Source organism: Mucilaginibacter sp. PPCGB 2223, from assembly GCF_001705515.1.
Lineage (GTDB): Bacteria > Bacteroidota > Bacteroidia > Sphingobacteriales > Sphingobacteriaceae > Mucilaginibacter.
Map to the genome: position 1 here is coordinate 182,380 of NZ_MDJS01000001.1, position 16,026 is coordinate 198,405.

11 protein-coding genes are annotated in these 16,026 nt (G+C 46.4%); 1 reads left to right on the plus strand and 10 read right to left on the minus strand.

Annotated features, from left to right (window positions below):
- Nucleotides 1–5 precede the first annotated feature (5 nt).
- The 4 genes from BEL04_RS00845 to argB form a co-directional block, all read right to left on the minus strand.
- A complete protein-coding gene (locus BEL04_RS00845) occupies nt 6–2,321 on the minus strand; it encodes a patatin-like phospholipase family protein (protein ID WP_065999169.1) in 2,316 nt (771 codons plus the stop codon).
- A 49-nt stretch (nt 2,322–2,370) separates the two neighbouring features.
- Nucleotides 2,371–2,865 (minus strand): TspO/MBR family protein, encoded by a 495-nt coding sequence (locus BEL04_RS00850; RefSeq protein ID WP_065999170.1) that lies wholly within the window; start codon nt 2,863–2,865, stop codon nt 2,371–2,373.
- 68 nt (nt 2,866–2,933) lie between these two features.
- Nucleotides 2,934–3,752 carry a pyrroline-5-carboxylate reductase gene (gene proC, locus BEL04_RS00855; RefSeq protein WP_065999171.1) on the minus strand — a complete coding sequence of 273 codons (819 nt, stop codon included), beginning with the start codon at nt 3,750–3,752 and terminating at the stop codon, nt 2,934–2,936.
- A complete protein-coding gene (gene argB / locus BEL04_RS00860) occupies nt 3,749–4,552 on the minus strand; it encodes an acetylglutamate kinase (RefSeq protein WP_065999172.1) in 804 nt (267 codons plus the stop codon). Before argB ends, proC begins: the two co-directional genes overlap by 4 nt.
- A 172-nt stretch (nt 4,553–4,724) precedes the next feature.
- On the opposite strand from argB, the gene BEL04_RS00865 reads away from it, so the two are divergent.
- Complete coding sequence (locus BEL04_RS00865) at nt 4,725–6,050, plus strand: NAD(P)/FAD-dependent oxidoreductase (RefSeq protein ID WP_065999175.1); 1,326 nt, start codon at nt 4,725–4,727, stop codon at nt 6,048–6,050.
- Here BEL04_RS00865 and BEL04_RS00870 read toward each other — a convergent pair.
- The 6 genes from BEL04_RS00870 to BEL04_RS00895 all read right to left on the minus strand — a co-directional run bounded on the left by BEL04_RS00870 (nt 6,047) and on the right by BEL04_RS00895 (nt 15,897).
- The gene (locus BEL04_RS00870) at nt 6,047–8,245 is read right to left on the minus strand and encodes a tetratricopeptide repeat protein (protein ID WP_065999178.1); all 2,199 of its coding nucleotides are present in this window, start codon (nt 8,243–8,245) and stop codon (nt 6,047–6,049) included. The genes BEL04_RS00865 and BEL04_RS00870 overlap by 4 nt on opposite strands.
- A gap of 133 nt (nt 8,246–8,378) precedes the next feature.
- Entirely contained in the window at nt 8,379–10,985 is a 2,607-nt protein-coding gene (locus BEL04_RS00875; protein ID WP_065999181.1) for a zinc-dependent metalloprotease, read from the minus strand.
- Nucleotides 10,986–11,242: 257 nt separating this feature from the next.
- Complete coding sequence (locus BEL04_RS00880) at nt 11,243–11,881, minus strand: NAD(P)-dependent oxidoreductase (RefSeq protein WP_065999182.1); 639 nt, start codon at nt 11,879–11,881, stop codon at nt 11,243–11,245.
- A 53-nt stretch (nt 11,882–11,934) separates the two neighbouring features.
- Nucleotides 11,935–12,348 carry an Rrf2 family transcriptional regulator gene (locus BEL04_RS00885; RefSeq protein ID WP_065999183.1) on the minus strand — a complete coding sequence of 138 codons (414 nt, stop codon included), beginning with the start codon at nt 12,346–12,348 and terminating at the stop codon, nt 11,935–11,937.
- 111 nt (nt 12,349–12,459) lie between these two features.
- Entirely contained in the window at nt 12,460–14,928 is a 2,469-nt protein-coding gene (locus BEL04_RS00890; RefSeq protein ID WP_065999185.1) for a glycosyl hydrolase 115 family protein, read from the minus strand.
- 108 nt (nt 14,929–15,036) lie between these two features.
- Nucleotides 15,037–15,897 carry an alpha/beta hydrolase gene (locus BEL04_RS00895; RefSeq protein ID WP_065999186.1) on the minus strand — a complete coding sequence of 287 codons (861 nt, stop codon included), beginning with the start codon at nt 15,895–15,897 and terminating at the stop codon, nt 15,037–15,039.
- Between the last annotated feature and the right edge of the window lie 129 nt (nt 15,898–16,026).

A 16,026-nucleotide genomic window follows, 5' to 3' on the forward strand; every position in this document is an offset into this window, starting at 1 on the left:
TCTGCTTATTCGAGTGCGCGTTTGTTAAAAATTAAAAAACCGGCATGGAACATAACGCCGTAGCGTTTCTGGTTGTCATCGTAATAGTTAAAACTCAGACTTACCGGCCCGGCAAAACTCTGATAAACCAGCCCGGTTGAGGCTGCTATGCGGCCAAAGCCAAATGTATCCGAATAACTAACACTTTGCAAGCCATTAAGTTTAATACTTTGCACCGGTATAAACAGGTAGCCCTCGTTGCGCCATTCGAGGTTTTTTTCGATGGAGACCACACTTTTTAACCCGCCAGCGGCATAGCTTTGCGCCCTGAAGTTGTTCAGGATCAGCGTGCGCGAATCCTGTAAAGGATAAAACGCCGGCGAGCTCAGTACCGATGCTTCGTAGGTTTTAAATAAAGGTTTATCGCTTAGCACTGCTTCAAGCTGATAACCGAGACTTAATTTCTTTTTAGCATAAAAGTAGTTCTCCTGACTGATCCTGGCTACAAACCATTGTCTTACAGCGCTAAAATCGCCGGTAGGGGTAAAGCCGGGGACGTTTGCCAGTATACTGCCCTGATCGTAATATTCGGTACCTTTAAAGTATTGTGCGCCGAGGTAATAGCTGTAACCTTTGCTGGGGTATTGCTTGCGGTTTAATGAGCTTTTTTGGATGGCGATACCCAGTTTATATCCGTTAAACCGGGTGACATCGAGCGTGTCGCCATTTTTGTAAGTATTATTGGGGCTGTAATTATCATTGGTACTGATGAAGCCGCCCTGTATTTCGAGCTTGCCATTGTTGGCTACAGGGATGCCTGCTTTAAGGATGATCTTCCTGTCTGCCTGTTGTACATAAACCGGGGTTATCTTCTCCACAGATAATAAATTGGTATTGAAATAATCCCAGTTGTTGTAAGTAAACTCGGCCTCCAGATACACAGGCAGCCGTAACGGGAAATCGGTACGGAGCGTTCCCTGCACCGATTCGTAAAACCTTCCCGAGTAAAAATTGGCGCCCAAAGTAAAGGCATTGCGGTTAACATAATCGTACTGCAGGCCGAGGTAGGCCGAGCTTATCGGCCTGCTGGACAGCAGGCCGCCGATATCGGCTTTAAAATTACGGTTCGATTTGACGTCCACTTCAAAATCATAACTGTTGCTTTCAGGATGATAGATGATGCGCGGATAGATCGTTTCAAAATTGTCGTTGGTTACCAGCCGGTAGTAACCATCTTTAACATCCTGCAGGGTTATCGGCAAGCCATCATATTTATGAAAAATGCGCTCCACATAACGCTGCTGCTGAAAGTTAGCCCCTTTTACGATGATATTATTGATGATAACAGGGCCCTGATGCTGCAAAAAAACTTCCCGGCTTTTTCGCAGTTGGCTGGTATCGCTGCGCCTGCTGATGCCCGCTTTAATACGCGGCATATCGGCCATTGTCGCATCGTACCCGGCTTTGATCATTTGCTTTACCGGGGTAAAATTGGTGGTGCTGTAACTGGCCAGGTTAGGTTGAATGTAAATGCCATTTTTACCGATGCTTGTACTATCGGATTTGGAAAGAAATGCGAACAATAACATACGCCCCTGCAATTTTTCATCGTTCTCTTTCGGGTAGTCGGTATAGGTTTTTGAGGATACGTTGGCTCCGATGATATAGTCGGGCGCGAAATCGCGCTTCATGATATCAACCGGGAAATTATCATATAAACCGCCGTCGAATACATACCTGCCATCTACCCTTACCGGGCGATAAACCAGTGGCACCGTTACCGTTCCGCGTACGGCCTCCGTTAAGCTGCCGTGGTCAATATCGATAACTTTCTGCGAAAACACATCGGCCACTATACACCTGTAAGGCACAAACAGGTTGTTAAAGTTGTTTTTTGAGTCGGCCGATGCACGTGCAAACAAGTCGATCAGCGCAAAGTTTAACGGGATATCGTTCACTAATGTCGACCGGAAACGCGCCTGCAACCCGGTATCTATTTGTAATTTTAATGATAAGAAGGATGGATTATCTGCCTTCTTTTGAAAAAAATAACGGTAGTCGCTATCGTATTTGCCGCTTACCCAATCCTGGAAATCGCTGCTTAATGCCAGTTTTTCGATTTGTTGGGGCGTATAGCCCGCTGCATACATGGCGCCTATTACTCCACCCATCGATGTGCCTACGATATAATCTACCGGGATATGATTTTCTTCGAGTGCTTTGAGTACGCCGATATGTGCCAGGCCCTTGGCGCCGCCGCCGCTGAATACAAGCCCGACTTTTTGAGCGGTTGCGGTAAAGCTGATGCTGATGAGTAGTAAAAGTGCCTGTATTTTCTTCATGCCTGCGGGTATGCAGATTAAAAATACGGGTTTTATGCTTGTTTATTGTTCAATTGAGCAGGTAAATGTAAAAGTTAAGCAAACCGGCAAAGCTAACCCACAGCAGGTATGGCACCAGCAACCATGCTGCCGGTCGGCTTAACTTGCTGAAATAGAAAATATTGGCCGCTATGCTTAACCATAGCAGGATAATTACCACCAGGGCTGCAAATATCTGGTGGAGGCCAAAGAAGGTGATCGGCCATGAAAAATTGAACAGCAACTGCAAAAAATAGGAGTATTGCGAGTTGATATAGTCCACACTTTCGCGCCGCTGCTGCCATACCAGGCAGGCCGAAACGCCGATCATCACATAAAGCACAGACCAGACAGGGGCAAATATCCAATTCGGAGGGTTAAAAGACGGCTTTTGCAAAAAGGGATACCATACCTGCATTTGCGGTGCAATAAGGTACGAAGCCAAACCACCAATGCTTAAAGTGATACCTACGCTTATGAGTAAGGGTAATAGCCTAAAAGCGGCCTTATGTGCATAAATGTTCATGATCGTAAAACGGATATGAACTGTGTTTTGTTTGCACTGGTCTGTAAAACAGCAGGATAGGGTATCGGCTATTCTTCTTTTTTGTACAAAATTCCTGCAATATCTGCCGACATTTTGATGCCTTTGATCATGGCCGAGCTAAAGCCGTTATGCTCCATCTCATTTAACCCGGCAATGGTGCAGCCCTTTGGCGATGTTACTTTGTCGATCTCATGCTCCGGGTGCGATGACAACTGAAGCAACAGGTCGGCAGCGCCTTTGGCGGTTTGTGCGGCCATTTTTAAAGCATCATGGGCATGGAAACCGATCTCAGTTCCACCCTGTGATGCGGCACGTATCGAGCGTAAAAAGAAAGCCACCCCGCAGGCACAAAGCGCCGTTGCCGACGTCATCAGCTCTTCGTTAATGATAACGGTAACGCCCACGGTATCAAAAAGCTCTTTTACCACGGCTATATTACTGTTTGATGCATGAGAGCTGCCAATACAGGTCATGCTTTGACCTATGGCGATGGCTGTATTCGGCATAGCGCGCACTACGGGCACATCCATGTCGAGATATTTGCGTATATCGGCACAGCTAACACCCGATATGACCGATATAAGCAGGTGCTTTTTAGGTTTTATATTTTCTTTAACCTCATCAAGCAGCTTATTAAGCTGCTGCGGCAGCACGGCCAAAACAACAATATGCGCTTTACTTACCGCTTTGTGATTGTCATCGCTAACCCTGTAACCTTCTTGGGTCAGGTCGGCAAGGGCAGCTGTGTTACGGCGGGTCAGGATAATCTGGTTGGGTTCGTAGATACCGGCCTTAACCAATCCTTTGGCCAGTGCCAGGCCAATGTTCCCGCTGCCTAAAATGGCTATTGTTTTGTTTGTGTTCATATTTTAGTGCTTAACCGTGTCCCGAATGATTGATTTTGTTTTAAGTTGCCCAGATCATCGGCATGGCCGATGATCACCGCTTTTACTCCGCAGGCTATCGCTGTAAAGGCATTATCTAACTTGGGCAGCATCCCGCCCGAAATGATCTGTTGTTTTTTGAGCTCCTCGTACCTGTCGGGATCTATCTCCCGGATCAGCGAATCCTCATCATCAACATCTTTCAAAACACCCTTTTTCTCAAAGCAGTAGATGAGCGTAGTTGAATAGAGTTTGGATAGGGCCACCGCTAAAGCCGAAGCGATGGTATCGGCATTGGTATTGAGCAGTTGGCCGGCGCCATCATGCGTGAGTGCACAAAAGACAGGAATAAAACCCGCATCCAGCAACCTGCTGATGTTTTCGGCCTGTATCGAATTGTCGTCCATATCGCCCACAAAACCGTAATCTATGGTTTTTACCGGGCGTTTTTTGGCCAGGATGAAATTACCGTCGGCGCCGGTTAAGCCAATGGCGTTACAACCAACAGCCTGCAGCGATGCTACGATATTTTTATTGATCAGGCCGGCGTAAACCATGGTCACCACACGCAGGGTTTCGATATCTGTTATTCGCCTCCCGTCAACCAGTTTAGCTTCTATACCAAGTGTGGCAGATAACTGTGTAGCAACCTTGCCGCCGCCGTGTACCAATATCTTATATCCATCCAACGCTGCAAAATCCTTTAAAAAGCGGTGCAGGTTTTCGGAATTATCGATAACGTTGCCGCCAATTTTGATAATATGCAGTTTGTGTAAGGCCATTTTAAAATTCTGATGCTACTTTTTATTGCGTGTATCCGCAAATATAGCGTGTAGTTTAATGAAAAAGGGCTGTTTGTTGTAAATCTTTGCGATTTATGGTTTTTAGATTGCATTTTTTGTAAACATTAAGCCTATTTTAGCCTTGTAAACATATAGGCTTTACAACACTGTTATGCATTTAGCTTCGGTAACAAATCATCCCCGGATTGTGATTATTGGTGGTGGCTTTGGCGGTATTGCACTGGCAAAGAAACTAAAAGACAAACCGGTTGAGGTTTTAATGGTCGATAAAAACAACTATCACACTTTTCAACCCTTGCTGTACCAGATAGCGATGGGCGATATCGAGGCCGATTCGATTGCTTTCCCCTTGAGGAAAATATTTGTCGAACAAAAGAACTTCTCCTTCAGGATGGCGACAGTGGAGCGTGTTAACCCGGAAAAAAATACCATCAGTACCGATATCGGCGAGATTGCTTACGATTACCTGGTTATAGCCACCGGCTCGACCACCAATTATTTTGGTAACCAGGAACTTGAACACAATACTATGCCGATGAAGAGTATCCCTGAGGCATTGAACCTCAGGAGCCTGATGCTGCAAAACATAGAGAAAGCCATTATTGCCGAAGACAAGGATGAGCGCCAGCAATTGCTCAACTTCGTGATTGTGGGCGGGGGGCCGACTGGGGTGGAACTTTCGGGCGCTTTGGCCGAAATGCGCAACTATGTGCTTACTTACGATTACCCCGAACTGCGCAAAGAGGATATGAAAGTTTACCTGGTTGAGGGTAAAGAACGCTTATTGGCAAGCATGTCTGAACAGGCATCGCGCAAGGCGAAAGATTTTTTAACCGAACTGGATGTTGAAGTATATAACAGCGTGCACGTTAAAAGTTACGATGGTAATGAGCTGATTATCGACAACGGCGTGCACATTAACACGCGAAATGTATTATGGGCCGCGGGTGTAAAAGGAGAAGTGTTAAAAGGCATACCGCAAGAAGTTATTGTGCGTGGCAACCGTATCCAAACCGATGAATTTAACCGGGTTAAAAATTATTTAAATGTATTTGCCATTGGCGATGTTGCGGCTGTGATTACGCCCGAAACACCCGAAGGTCACCCGGGAGTGGCGCCTGCGGCTATTCAGCAAGGTAAGCATTTAGCCAAAAACCTGTTGCGTTTGGCTAACGGGCACGAACCCGAGCCATTTAAATATTTTGATAAGGGCTCGCTGGCAACTATCGGTAAAAACCTGGCTGTTGCCGATTTTGGCAGGTTGCGCTTCCAGGGTTTTTTTGCCTGGCTGCTCTGGGGTTTTGTACACCTGATGTCGTTAGTGAGTGCACGTAACCGGTTTGTAGTTTTAATCAACTGGGTAGGCAGCTATTTTAGTAACAGCAGTGGTTCAAGGTTGATCATCCGGAAATTTAACCCGCAATTGGTAAAGGCCAATACTGAAAAGACTGAAGCTGAAAAGACATCGTCGATTTAAACGCTGGTGAGCGCCTCATAAAGTTTGTCGATCTCGATGGGTTTGCGTAAAAAGCCGTTAAAATAATCTATATACTCATCAACGTGCTCGGCAGTAATATCGGCAGTAAGCGCAAAAATCGGCGTGTGGGTGTTCGGGCTATCGTCTTTACGGATTTGCATAGTTGCATCGTAGCCATTCATTTCGGGCATGTGTATATCCATCAAAATAAAATCGAAGGGTTTTAGTTTTGATTTGGCCACGGCCTCGATACCGTCTTTGGCATGCTCGGTAATAATACCCCAGTTAGACAGCAGCTTGCGGGCCACCATCGCATTGATCATATTATCTTCGGCAAGCAATACCGTTTTGTCTTTAAGTTCTGTAGAGCGTTTGGCAGGTGTGGTAACCGGTACATCCGATTTTTTTAACTGCAGCTCAAAATAAAACTCGGATCCTTTACCCACCTTACTGCTGAATTTTACTTCACCGCCATGCAACTCGACCAATTTTTTTACGATAGCCAAACCCAGGCCTGAGCCTCCTTGTTTACGTGTAGTAATGGATTTCGGTTGCGAGAAGCTATCAAACATCTGGTCGAAATAACTTTCGGGTATACCAATACCTGTATCGGTTATTTTAAAGCGCAATATATCAATGTATTGATCGCCGCTTGTTTTTTCGATGGTTATGTCAACCTCTCCATGGTCGGTATATTTAATGGCATTGCCTATCAGGTTGCCCAATATCTGCGATAGTTTAGTTTCGTCTACCTGGTAATTGTCGGCAATACCCGCGCCTGTTTTTAAGCTTATCTTCAGGCCTTTTTCCCTGGCAAGGTTTTCATACGTGCGTTTGATATTTTCAAGGAGAGGGATAAACTTACAAGGGCGCAGTTCCAACTGTACTTTGCCGGTATCCAGCTTTGTAAAGTCGAGAATGTCGTTAATTAGCAGCAACAAGTTGTTGGAAGCAAATTTCAGCGACTCCAGCAACTCCTGGTCCTCATCATCGGCTCTCTCTTTAAGCAGCTTGGTTATCGTGATCACTGCATTAAGCGGTGTACGTATCTCATGGCTCATTGTCGATAAGAATTCCTGTTTAACTCTTGCCGATTGCTCTGCGCGCTCCTGCTTTTCGATAATTTCCGCTTTTTCCCGTTGTGTTTCCGCTTCTTTTTCAAGGGCTTCCATCCGGTTAATGAGCTCGTAATTCTCTATCGCTTTAAGTGTTTGAGTGTTGATAACCGCTTCTTTTTCTGTTAGATAAAGTTCAAGGTACTCCAAAGCTTTTGGAGTGTTGTTTTCCTGTTTATATATCTCGTAAAGCAGGTAATCGCACTTGAATTTAATGATTACGATATTATACAGCGTACTTAATTCAATTGCTTTTCGGGTTGTTTCGCGGGCTTTATCAAGTGCCCCGATCGTAACATATAACGCAGCAAGTTTATGATAAGCCATTCCCAGGCCAAGTTTTTCACCTGCTTCCAGGTGTATTTCTATGGCGCGTTTAAAATCCCTTTTAGCCTCATCAAAGCGTTTTTGCCTGATAAATACTTTTCCCCGCCCGTACAGCGCGAATCCCAGCCCCCTGATATCGCCGGTTTGGTTTTTGATAACGATAGACCGTTCAATAATGTCGAGCGCCTCATCAATCCGCCCCTGTTTCAGATAGATGCCCGATAGTGGGTTGTATGCATTTGATTCCAGGTTTTTATCGCCTGCCGCAATTGCGGTGTCTATCGCTGTTTCGTAGGCTTTAATTGCATTTTTCTGATCGCCGAAATACTCATATATGGTACCCATTGACTTATGAACACGCGATTGGTTAAAGCTGTCGTTAACCTTGCGGTAGGTTTTAAGGCAATCAACCAGGTAAATCAGGCCAAGGTGGTAATTGTCTGTTTTATAATAGGCCCCCGCAATACTGTATTTGGCATCGGCAACGCCTTTTTCGTCGCCAAGTTTTTCGAAGCAGGCAATTGCATCTTCGGCGAATTTGATAGAAAAAGCGTATTCGCCAAGGATCATATGGAACAGGGCCAACTGATTCAGGCTGCGACCGATAAGGGAATCGTCGCCGGCTTCGCGGCTTAATAATAATGCCTTATTTGATAGCTGTATACTGCGCTGCAGGTTATTTACACGACATGAGTAAGCATCATCCAAAAGGGAAACAATCAATGTATTATTGTTTGCAGGTGATTTGCTCATATTGTCGAACCAATGTAAAACAATGGGGGATAGCATCTACAAAGTACGGATAAAAATTTGAATTGGTTGCATGCCAAATAAAAAAGCCGTTCAAAAACTTTTGAACGGCTTTTTTGAGAATATTTTATAACGTTTAGCCTTTAGGATTCAAAGCCTCATTGATCCTTTCCGACAGATCCTGCAGGTGGTAGCTGGTCATGCTGTCGGTAGTGTTAGGCAATGCGGTTTTAATCATCGCATTGATAAGGCGTAACTGCGCTTTTGCGACAGAGAATACGTCGCTGTCCTCTTTATCCGGATCCCTTTGCTGGCTGGCGCCACCACCCCTGCGGCCGCCGCCCTGGGTAGCAGCCTGTGCCGGATCAACCGGTGGAGTAGGAGTTACCAGGTCGATCAATTTACCAACATACAGTTTTTGCAGGTTACGGCGGTAAACATCAATAGCCTGGCCACCTTTCAACTCGCGGAAGATGCTGTTCTGCATGTCGCTGAAAAAGTCGGTTACTTTGTAAGCATTGGCGCCGTCCGCGGCTTCGGCGGTTATCAGCTTGTATAAGGTATGATTGGTCACCAGGCGGTCTAAAACAGGCTCCTGTAAGCGCGAAACTATCCTAACCGGGTTGCCGTCGATATTTTTCAGGATGGCTTCGTTCAGCAGCCAGGTTGGTGTGGTAAACAGCTGTGCATCCAAAAACGCCATCGCCTCTTTTTGAGTGGTAGCCGGGGTATACTCGTATACAGTTCCTGTTTGTTCAACGGTTTTCGGGTTTTCGTAGATACCGCCGATATTTTTGGCCACATGGCCCATGTAACGCCCGAATTGGGTAGTTAACTGGCCGTACATGTTGTTCAGGTCCTCGTATTGTTCGTTTGGTTCGCGGGTCCATTCGGGCAGTTTTGCCAGGATAACTTTCAGGTTTTTGATACCATAAGTACTTGCCAGCATAGCGTTGTCGCTCAAATCCTCATTTTGCGAATGCGGATCATCGGGATTGATTTCGGTACCAAACCACAGCCGGCGGTCCTTTAAACGCTCAACGGCAATTTTATTCAGCACCGGTACTTCTGCTTCCGGGCTGTTAATGCCCGGCAGCACTTTGTAGCCCCACTCAATTGCCCATTTGTCGTAATCGCCAATGCGCGGGTACAAGCCGGCTTTAGTGATATTGTCTTCGGGCTGTGCAACGTAGTTAAAACGGGCATAGTCCATAATTGATGGGGTATGGCCGTTAGCCTCAACCCAGGCTTTATCGCGCAGTTTTTCGGTTGGCACTGTTGAGCTCGAACCGTAATTGTGGCGCAAACCTAAAGTATGGCCAACTTCATGCGAAGAAACAAAACGGATCAGGTCGCCCATTAACTCATCGCTAAAGTGCATTGTACGCGCACGTGGGTCAACGGCGGCGGTTTGTATCATATACCAGTCGTGCACCAGTTTCATTACGTTGTGGTACCAGTTGATGTGTGTTTCCAGTATCTCGCCGCTGCGTGGGTCGGAAATATGCGGGCCGCTGGCATTTTCTGTTTCAGATGGTTTGTAAACGATAACCGAGTGGCTGGCATCATCCAGGCTCCAGGTCGAATCCTGTGCCGCAGTTGGCGCGGCTTTGGCTACGATGGCGTTTTTAAAACCGGCTTTTTCAAAGGCTTTCTGCCAGTCGTTAACACCGGCTATCAGGTAAGGAACCCATTTTTTAGGTGTAGCAGGGTCGATATAGTAAACGATCTGTTTGCGTGGCTCAACCAGTTCGCCGCGTTTATATTTGGCCATGTCCTCTGGTTTTGGCTCAAGGCGCCAACGAGCTATCATCTCAATATTTTTAACACCCTGTGGGTTTGCGTCAAAATCGACATAACGGGTTGTAAAGAAACCAATACGGTTGTCGAAAAAACGAGGCTGCATAGGCTTTTTAGGCAGTATTACCAGAGAAGTGTTTAGTTCAACAGTTGCCGAACCTGTGCTTGCACCCCCGCCGGCACCGGCTGCCGGAGTAGGGGTTGGAGCTCCGCCACGACCAAAACCGGTTCCGCCGGCGCTCAAGCTATAAGTTTTTACGGTTGATATCTCGATATTGGTAGGAAAGCTTTTTACGCTTTCGATATAGCTCCTGTCGGCAATTAAATTACCCAGCCTGATGCGGGTTTTGGCAATAGGTGAGCTGAAAAAGAATATTTCACTATCGCCACCGATATAATCAGTTATATCGATAACGCTTCCTTTGTTATCGGGCGAATATGCAGCTATGTTAAAAGCAGCTGCTATAGCCTGCACATTTGAACGCTGTACAGCCTGGTACATAGCCTTTGTACTGTCGGGGCTATAAGTAGCAAACGATATCTTGCGCATGAAAATACGGTTTGCAGGTCCTTTTTCAAAGGTTACCACGGTTTCGCCGATCTGGTCGCCGGCGTAACCGTCGGCTGCACGTACGTCGGCGCCCGCTTTTGCAATCCGGCTTACTACCAATATTTCGCGGCCAAGTATACTATCCGGAATCTCGAAGTAGTATTTGTCATCAACTTTGTGTGTTTTGAATAAGCCGTTACGCGATATGGCTTTATCGGTAATAACGGTTTTGTAAGGACGGGGGACAGCCCTGACAGCGGCCTGACCACCAAAGCCGCCTAAGCCGGCACGGCGACCAGTTGAATCGGCGCCTGCGCCGCCTCCCCTCTGGGCCATTACCACACCACTAAAAGCGGTTAATGCCACAGCAAGAGCGAGTACATTTTTTTTCATGCTAATCTGTTTAATTTTAAATTTTAGAGGAAGTAAATATAATGCCTTGCCCCATATTTAGGTATATATAACCTGAATGTTACAATTTGTTATTTAAAATTTAATTCGGATATTTTGGTTTAACAACGAATAATAATGCTCATTGATAAGGATAACCAAAAGTAATAGTCAATAACCTGATCGATAATATCCTTAGGCTGAAATAACTTAAATAAAAAAACGGCTTACATCATGTAAGCCGTTTGGATAAATGAGGGTCAGTAACCTATTGTAAATCGCTGTTTTATAAATTGTGGTTTTTCCAGTTCATCAATTAAGGCCGATGCATAATCATCATAGGTAATCTGGCTGTTGCCGTCTTCATCAAATACCGGGTTATCTTTCCCGATGCGGAATTTGCCGGTATAAGCGCCCGGTTGAATAATAATCGCCGGGCTGAAGAACGTCCAATCCAGGTCGGTTTCTTTTCTGAAGACCTCTAACGAATCGCGTTGCGCCAATGCACCTAATTTCCATTCGGCCGGAAATCCCGGCGTATCTACCAACTGCACCCCGGGAGCAACCTCTAAGCTACCTGCGCCGCCTACGTTGATAAGGCGCTTTACCCCGGCTTTTTTAGCGGCATTAATTACCGATTTGGCAATGTCGCTAAACAAATGGAAGGTTTCAGGTTTTGTCCAGTCGATGCCAAAGGCGCTGATCACAGCATCGTGGCCTTTTAATATCCCGGCTAATTCGTCGGTATTCGATGCATCAGCCTTTACCCAGGTAAGGTTTTTGTGCGCATACGCCGATGGGTTGCGGGCTATGCCGGTAACTGCATGACCCCGGTTCAATGCTTCTTCTAAAATCCTGGAGCCTATTTTTCCGTTTGCTCCGATCAATGCTACTTTCATGATATGATTGTTTTAAGTGTAATGTATTTTGTTACAGTTTTGTTTAAAAAAATTTAAATAAATTGATCTACAAATTGCTGCAGAGTGGTATTACCTAATTGCTGTATCAAAGCCTGCTCGGCTCCGGCATACAGGTTTTCGAGATGGGCGCCAATCTGGCGGCCAACGGGGCAGGCCGGGTTCGGCTTGTTTTTAGCCTTGCCTAATATTGGAGTGCTCTGAACAGCCTGATAAACTTCAGATAAACAAATACTATCAGCCGGTTTGTTTAAATAAACACCGCCATTTTTGCCTTCTCGGCTTTCAACCAGGCCATGCTTGCGCAGGTTGATCAGCTCTTTACGCACCAGCACCGGGTTAATATTAATACTGCCGGCCAGGTAATCCGATGTCAATACCTCACCTTTGGCGGCGTTCGCCAGTAAGGTTAGGATATGTACGGAAGTAGAGAAGCGGCTATTATTCATTACTGTAATATTTTTTATTACAGTACAAAAGTAAATATATTTTTCGATAATGCAAGGGCGGAGGCTTTAATTCTTAAAAATATAGACTGAAGTAAATTACCATCTCAGTTTTCATTCTATCTCCACCTGGCTTAGCACCACGCTCGGGTCTAACAGATATATCCTGATCGTGCCTTCGCCTGCTTTGGCCACCTGATGTTTGGTTTGCCCGATAGAATAACCACGCAATACATTAGGCGACCATTCCTTCGTATCTGCCTTAGCATTAATATCCACTATTTGTGGCATATCGCCGTTAACCGAAATGGCATATCGCAGACCCATGCCATTATATAGCTTAAAGGTTGGCAGGCATTTTACGATGATGCTGTTTTCGCCCTGGGTTAAGTTGGCTTTATATTCTACATAAGGCGCCGCCTGTATATTATCGTCGTAGCTCTTCTCAACCAATGGCATTACGGTTACAGCGTTATTGCTGATACCTAAGCCGTTGATGGTTTTGATGTGTGTGCCATCGGCATCTTTTTTATTGCTGAACTGGCTGGCGGGAATAGTGGCTTGTGGTTGAATATCTTTTTGTTGGATTACCCGATCATAGAACCCGGCCTTAGCAACTTCGGGCATTTTAAATACTTTTTGATCTCTCGGGTGATCGCTCATAATGCCGTTCCACTTGCCGCCGGAAATTTGTTGATTATATTTTTGGGTAAGTATTTTAATTTCATTGTAAGCATCAGCTGCTTTTTTCGCGTTTTCGACGTTATGATCATCAAAGCTTTTTTCGGCGTAAAATATCTTTTCGTTCATCAAACATGCGCCGCTAACGGGATATAGTATCAGTTCGAAATAGGCATCCTGCAAGGCTGCCGGGATCTTGATTTTCAAGGCCTCGGCTTCTTTTCTCAAGCTTTGATAGTCGGCCAAACGTTGCTCTGTTTGTTTAGCATTGAAATCAACTACATCTACATGCTCGGGTTTGGCTGATGCCGCCAACCGGTAATATTCATCTTTAATGTGGGCGATAGGCTCTGCAAATTCAGGTCCGAATGTTTCGGCTGCCCAGGCTTTCGGGTATTCGTGAGCTTTTTCGGGCGCCCATTTTTTAACGTCCCAGGCAAGGTCCATCGCGAACTGTATTTCCAGCTCAGCGGGTTTCAGGTCGCCCACGTTAAAAACCCAAACCTTATCGGCGCCGAACTGATAAGCTTTGCTCATCTCGTACGAGGTAAGGGTGGGTGATACGCTCGACAGCCACAGAAAATCGCGCGGTGCGCCCCAGTACGAAAAATGATAATATACGCCGCTGCCGCCGCTGCGTTTTTGTTCGGTTGGATTAGATACCTGCCTGATATAGCCGTGGTTATCGTCGGCCCAGCAAATGGTAATATCGTCGGGCAGTTTCATGTGGTCCTGGTACAGGTCGAGCACCTCTTTATACGGGCAAAATATCTGCGGGATGGCGTCGGCCGGTTTATTATCGGTTTTGGCCAGCATGCTGCGCTGGTCGGTAATGACATTTTCCAGCAGTTTAACTTTTTCCTTTTTGTCTTTCGGGCCGGGCATGCTGCCATCGTGTATGCCGCGCATGCCTACAGTGTAAACAGCGTCGATCTTTGCAGCCTCGGTGGCGCGGGTTTGCCAGTAGTTCAGTATCTGGTCGTGGTTTACATCATAGCGCCATTCGCCGGGTTTTTGCCCGTATTCGGCTTCGTAATTATCCGCCCATTCAAACACATTGTTGCGCAATATCGGCTCGCAGTGGCTGGCGCCCAAAACAATGGCATAGCGGTCGGCCACTACCGGGTTTTCCTTATAATACCAGAAGGCCTTGGTGCAGGGGTGCATGGCTGGCCAGATATAGTTCGCTTTAAGGCGAAGTAAGAGTTCAAAAATGTGCGCGTAAGTGTTGGGGCCGATATCTTTAATATCCTTATCCATGTTTTTGGCCGCCCAGGGTTGCATGCCCCAGTCTTCATCGTTGATGAAAATACCCCTGTATTTTACCGACGGCGGACCGATAATACTGGTACCGGGCGTAATGTAAACTTCATTGTGATGACGGGGTGCGACGTCGGCCCACCAAACCAGGGGCGATACCCCTATCATCCGCGAAAGCTCAAACAAACCGAAGGCGGTACCGCGGCGGTCGCTGCCTGTGATTACCAGTGCCTGTTTTACACCTGCCATTGGTGTGTTAACCACTGCTATACTAAAGGTTTCCCATTGATTTTTTACTTTGCCTATGTTGATTTTATGCTCGCCGGCCAGTTTATCGATCAGCTTTGAATGTCCTATCGTACCCGCTATAACAGCAATGCCTGAGGCCGGGATACCATTACTCACCGTGGGAAGTATGCCCGTTACCGATGCCACATCCTTACTGAAACAATTTGCAGCAATACCTACCACTTCGGCATCGGCCTTGTCGATATAAACAGCGGCAGCCTGTTTCCCTTTTACCAGGGGGAACGCATTTGCCGAACCGGTATTGCTGATCGATATCGGTTTGATGCTTTGCGCGATACCGGCTAAGGAGGAAAAGCACAGGGCGGACAGCGTAAGGTATGTTTTTAAAGACATGGGTATTTATGGGTGTTTTGCTCTTTGTTTAAAGGCTTGAATGGTGCGATGGTCGCTTTATTTTGCTTCCAGCAACAGCAGGGGGGGAAATTGTAAGAGATTTTTTCATCACCTGTTTATAAATTTCCTGTCCTGCATCCAGGCGTAGAGTTCATTTGGCCATTGCGCTGCTGCGCCTTTCATATCAGGGCGCAGGCCAAAACCATGGCCAACGCCACTGTAAATATGTAATTCGGCCGGGATCTTTAATTTTTTGTATTTGAGATATAACCCGGGCATATATTCTGCAATATCCGGGCGGTCGTTATAACCGCAGGCAATAAATACCGGCGGCGAATTGGGTGATACCTCGAACCTGCCCGAATTACCGGGATAAATCAATACCTGGAACGCCGGGTGTGAGCTTAGCCTGTCCACTGCATCGGCAGGGTTTGGTAAACCGTTGTCAAAACGCATCGCGCACAAGCCCGCCAGTTCGCCACCGGCCGAAAATCCCATTACGCCGATGCGGGCGGTATCAATACCCCATTCTTTGGCACGGCTGCGCACCAAACGGATAGCGCGCTGCATATCGGGTACTTCGTTGCCGTCCACGGTATAGGTCGAACCCTCTTCTTTAGCCAGTCGGTATTTAAGTACAAAAGCGGCAATGCCGTGCTGTTGCAACCATTGGGCCACATTATAGCCTTCGTGGGTTATTGCCATGTTTTTATGACCGCCGCCCGGGGCTACGATAATAGCCGCCCCGGTTGCTTCACCAGGCGATGGGATATAAGGCGTGATTGACGGGTTATTGACACTGGATACCGATAGCTCGCCGCTTTTGGAGGTAACGACCTTTTCGGGCGCTGTTTTACCTTCCGATCCGGGTGCGCCTTTTGGCCACAAGGGTATTTCTTTCGGGGTATCCTGCGGAACCATAGCTGTCAGCAGCAAGCCTATCAGGATGGCCGGAAATGATCTTTTCATGCGATAGAAATCGATTTCAATTGGTATCCCGAAAATAATCAAAAACCGTCAAAAAGACAAGTTATATTAAACTCGTTACACAGTTGTGCGATAGGTAAAACCCATGCATATTGGGTTTTTAACAGAAGG

What these genes read in the sequence shown, in the direction of transcription:
- BEL04_RS00885 (WP_065999183.1), bottom strand. Translation starts at nt 12,348, where the DNA reads ATGAATAATAGCCGCTTCTCTACTTCCGTACATATCCTAACCTTACTG.
- BEL04_RS00865 (WP_065999175.1), top strand. Translation starts at nt 4,725, where the DNA reads ATGCATTTAGCTTCGGTAACAAATCATCCCCGGATTGTGATTATTGGT.
- BEL04_RS00890 (WP_065999185.1), bottom strand. Translation starts at nt 14,928, where the DNA reads ATGTCTTTAAAAACATACCTTACGCTGTCCGCCCTGTGCTTTTCCTCC.
- BEL04_RS00845 (WP_065999169.1), bottom strand. Translation starts at nt 2,321, where the DNA reads ATGAAGAAAATACAGGCACTTTTACTACTCATCAGCATCAGCTTTACC.
- BEL04_RS00870 (WP_065999178.1), bottom strand. Translation starts at nt 8,245, where the DNA reads ATGAGCAAATCACCTGCAAACAATAATACATTGATTGTTTCCCTTTTG.
- BEL04_RS00850 (WP_065999170.1), bottom strand. Translation starts at nt 2,865, where the DNA reads ATGAACATTTATGCACATAAGGCCGCTTTTAGGCTATTACCCTTACTC.
- proC (WP_065999171.1), bottom strand. Translation starts at nt 3,752, where the DNA reads ATGAACACAAACAAAACAATAGCCATTTTAGGCAGCGGGAACATTGGC.
- BEL04_RS00895 (WP_065999186.1), bottom strand. Translation starts at nt 15,897, where the DNA reads ATGAAAAGATCATTTCCGGCCATCCTGATAGGCTTGCTGCTGACAGCT.
- BEL04_RS00880 (WP_065999182.1), bottom strand. Translation starts at nt 11,881, where the DNA reads ATGAAAGTAGCATTGATCGGAGCAAACGGAAAAATAGGCTCCAGGATT.
- argB (WP_065999172.1), bottom strand. Translation starts at nt 4,552, where the DNA reads ATGGCCTTACACAAACTGCATATTATCAAAATTGGCGGCAACGTTATC.
- BEL04_RS00875 (WP_065999181.1), bottom strand. Translation starts at nt 10,985, where the DNA reads ATGAAAAAAAATGTACTCGCTCTTGCTGTGGCATTAACCGCTTTTAGT.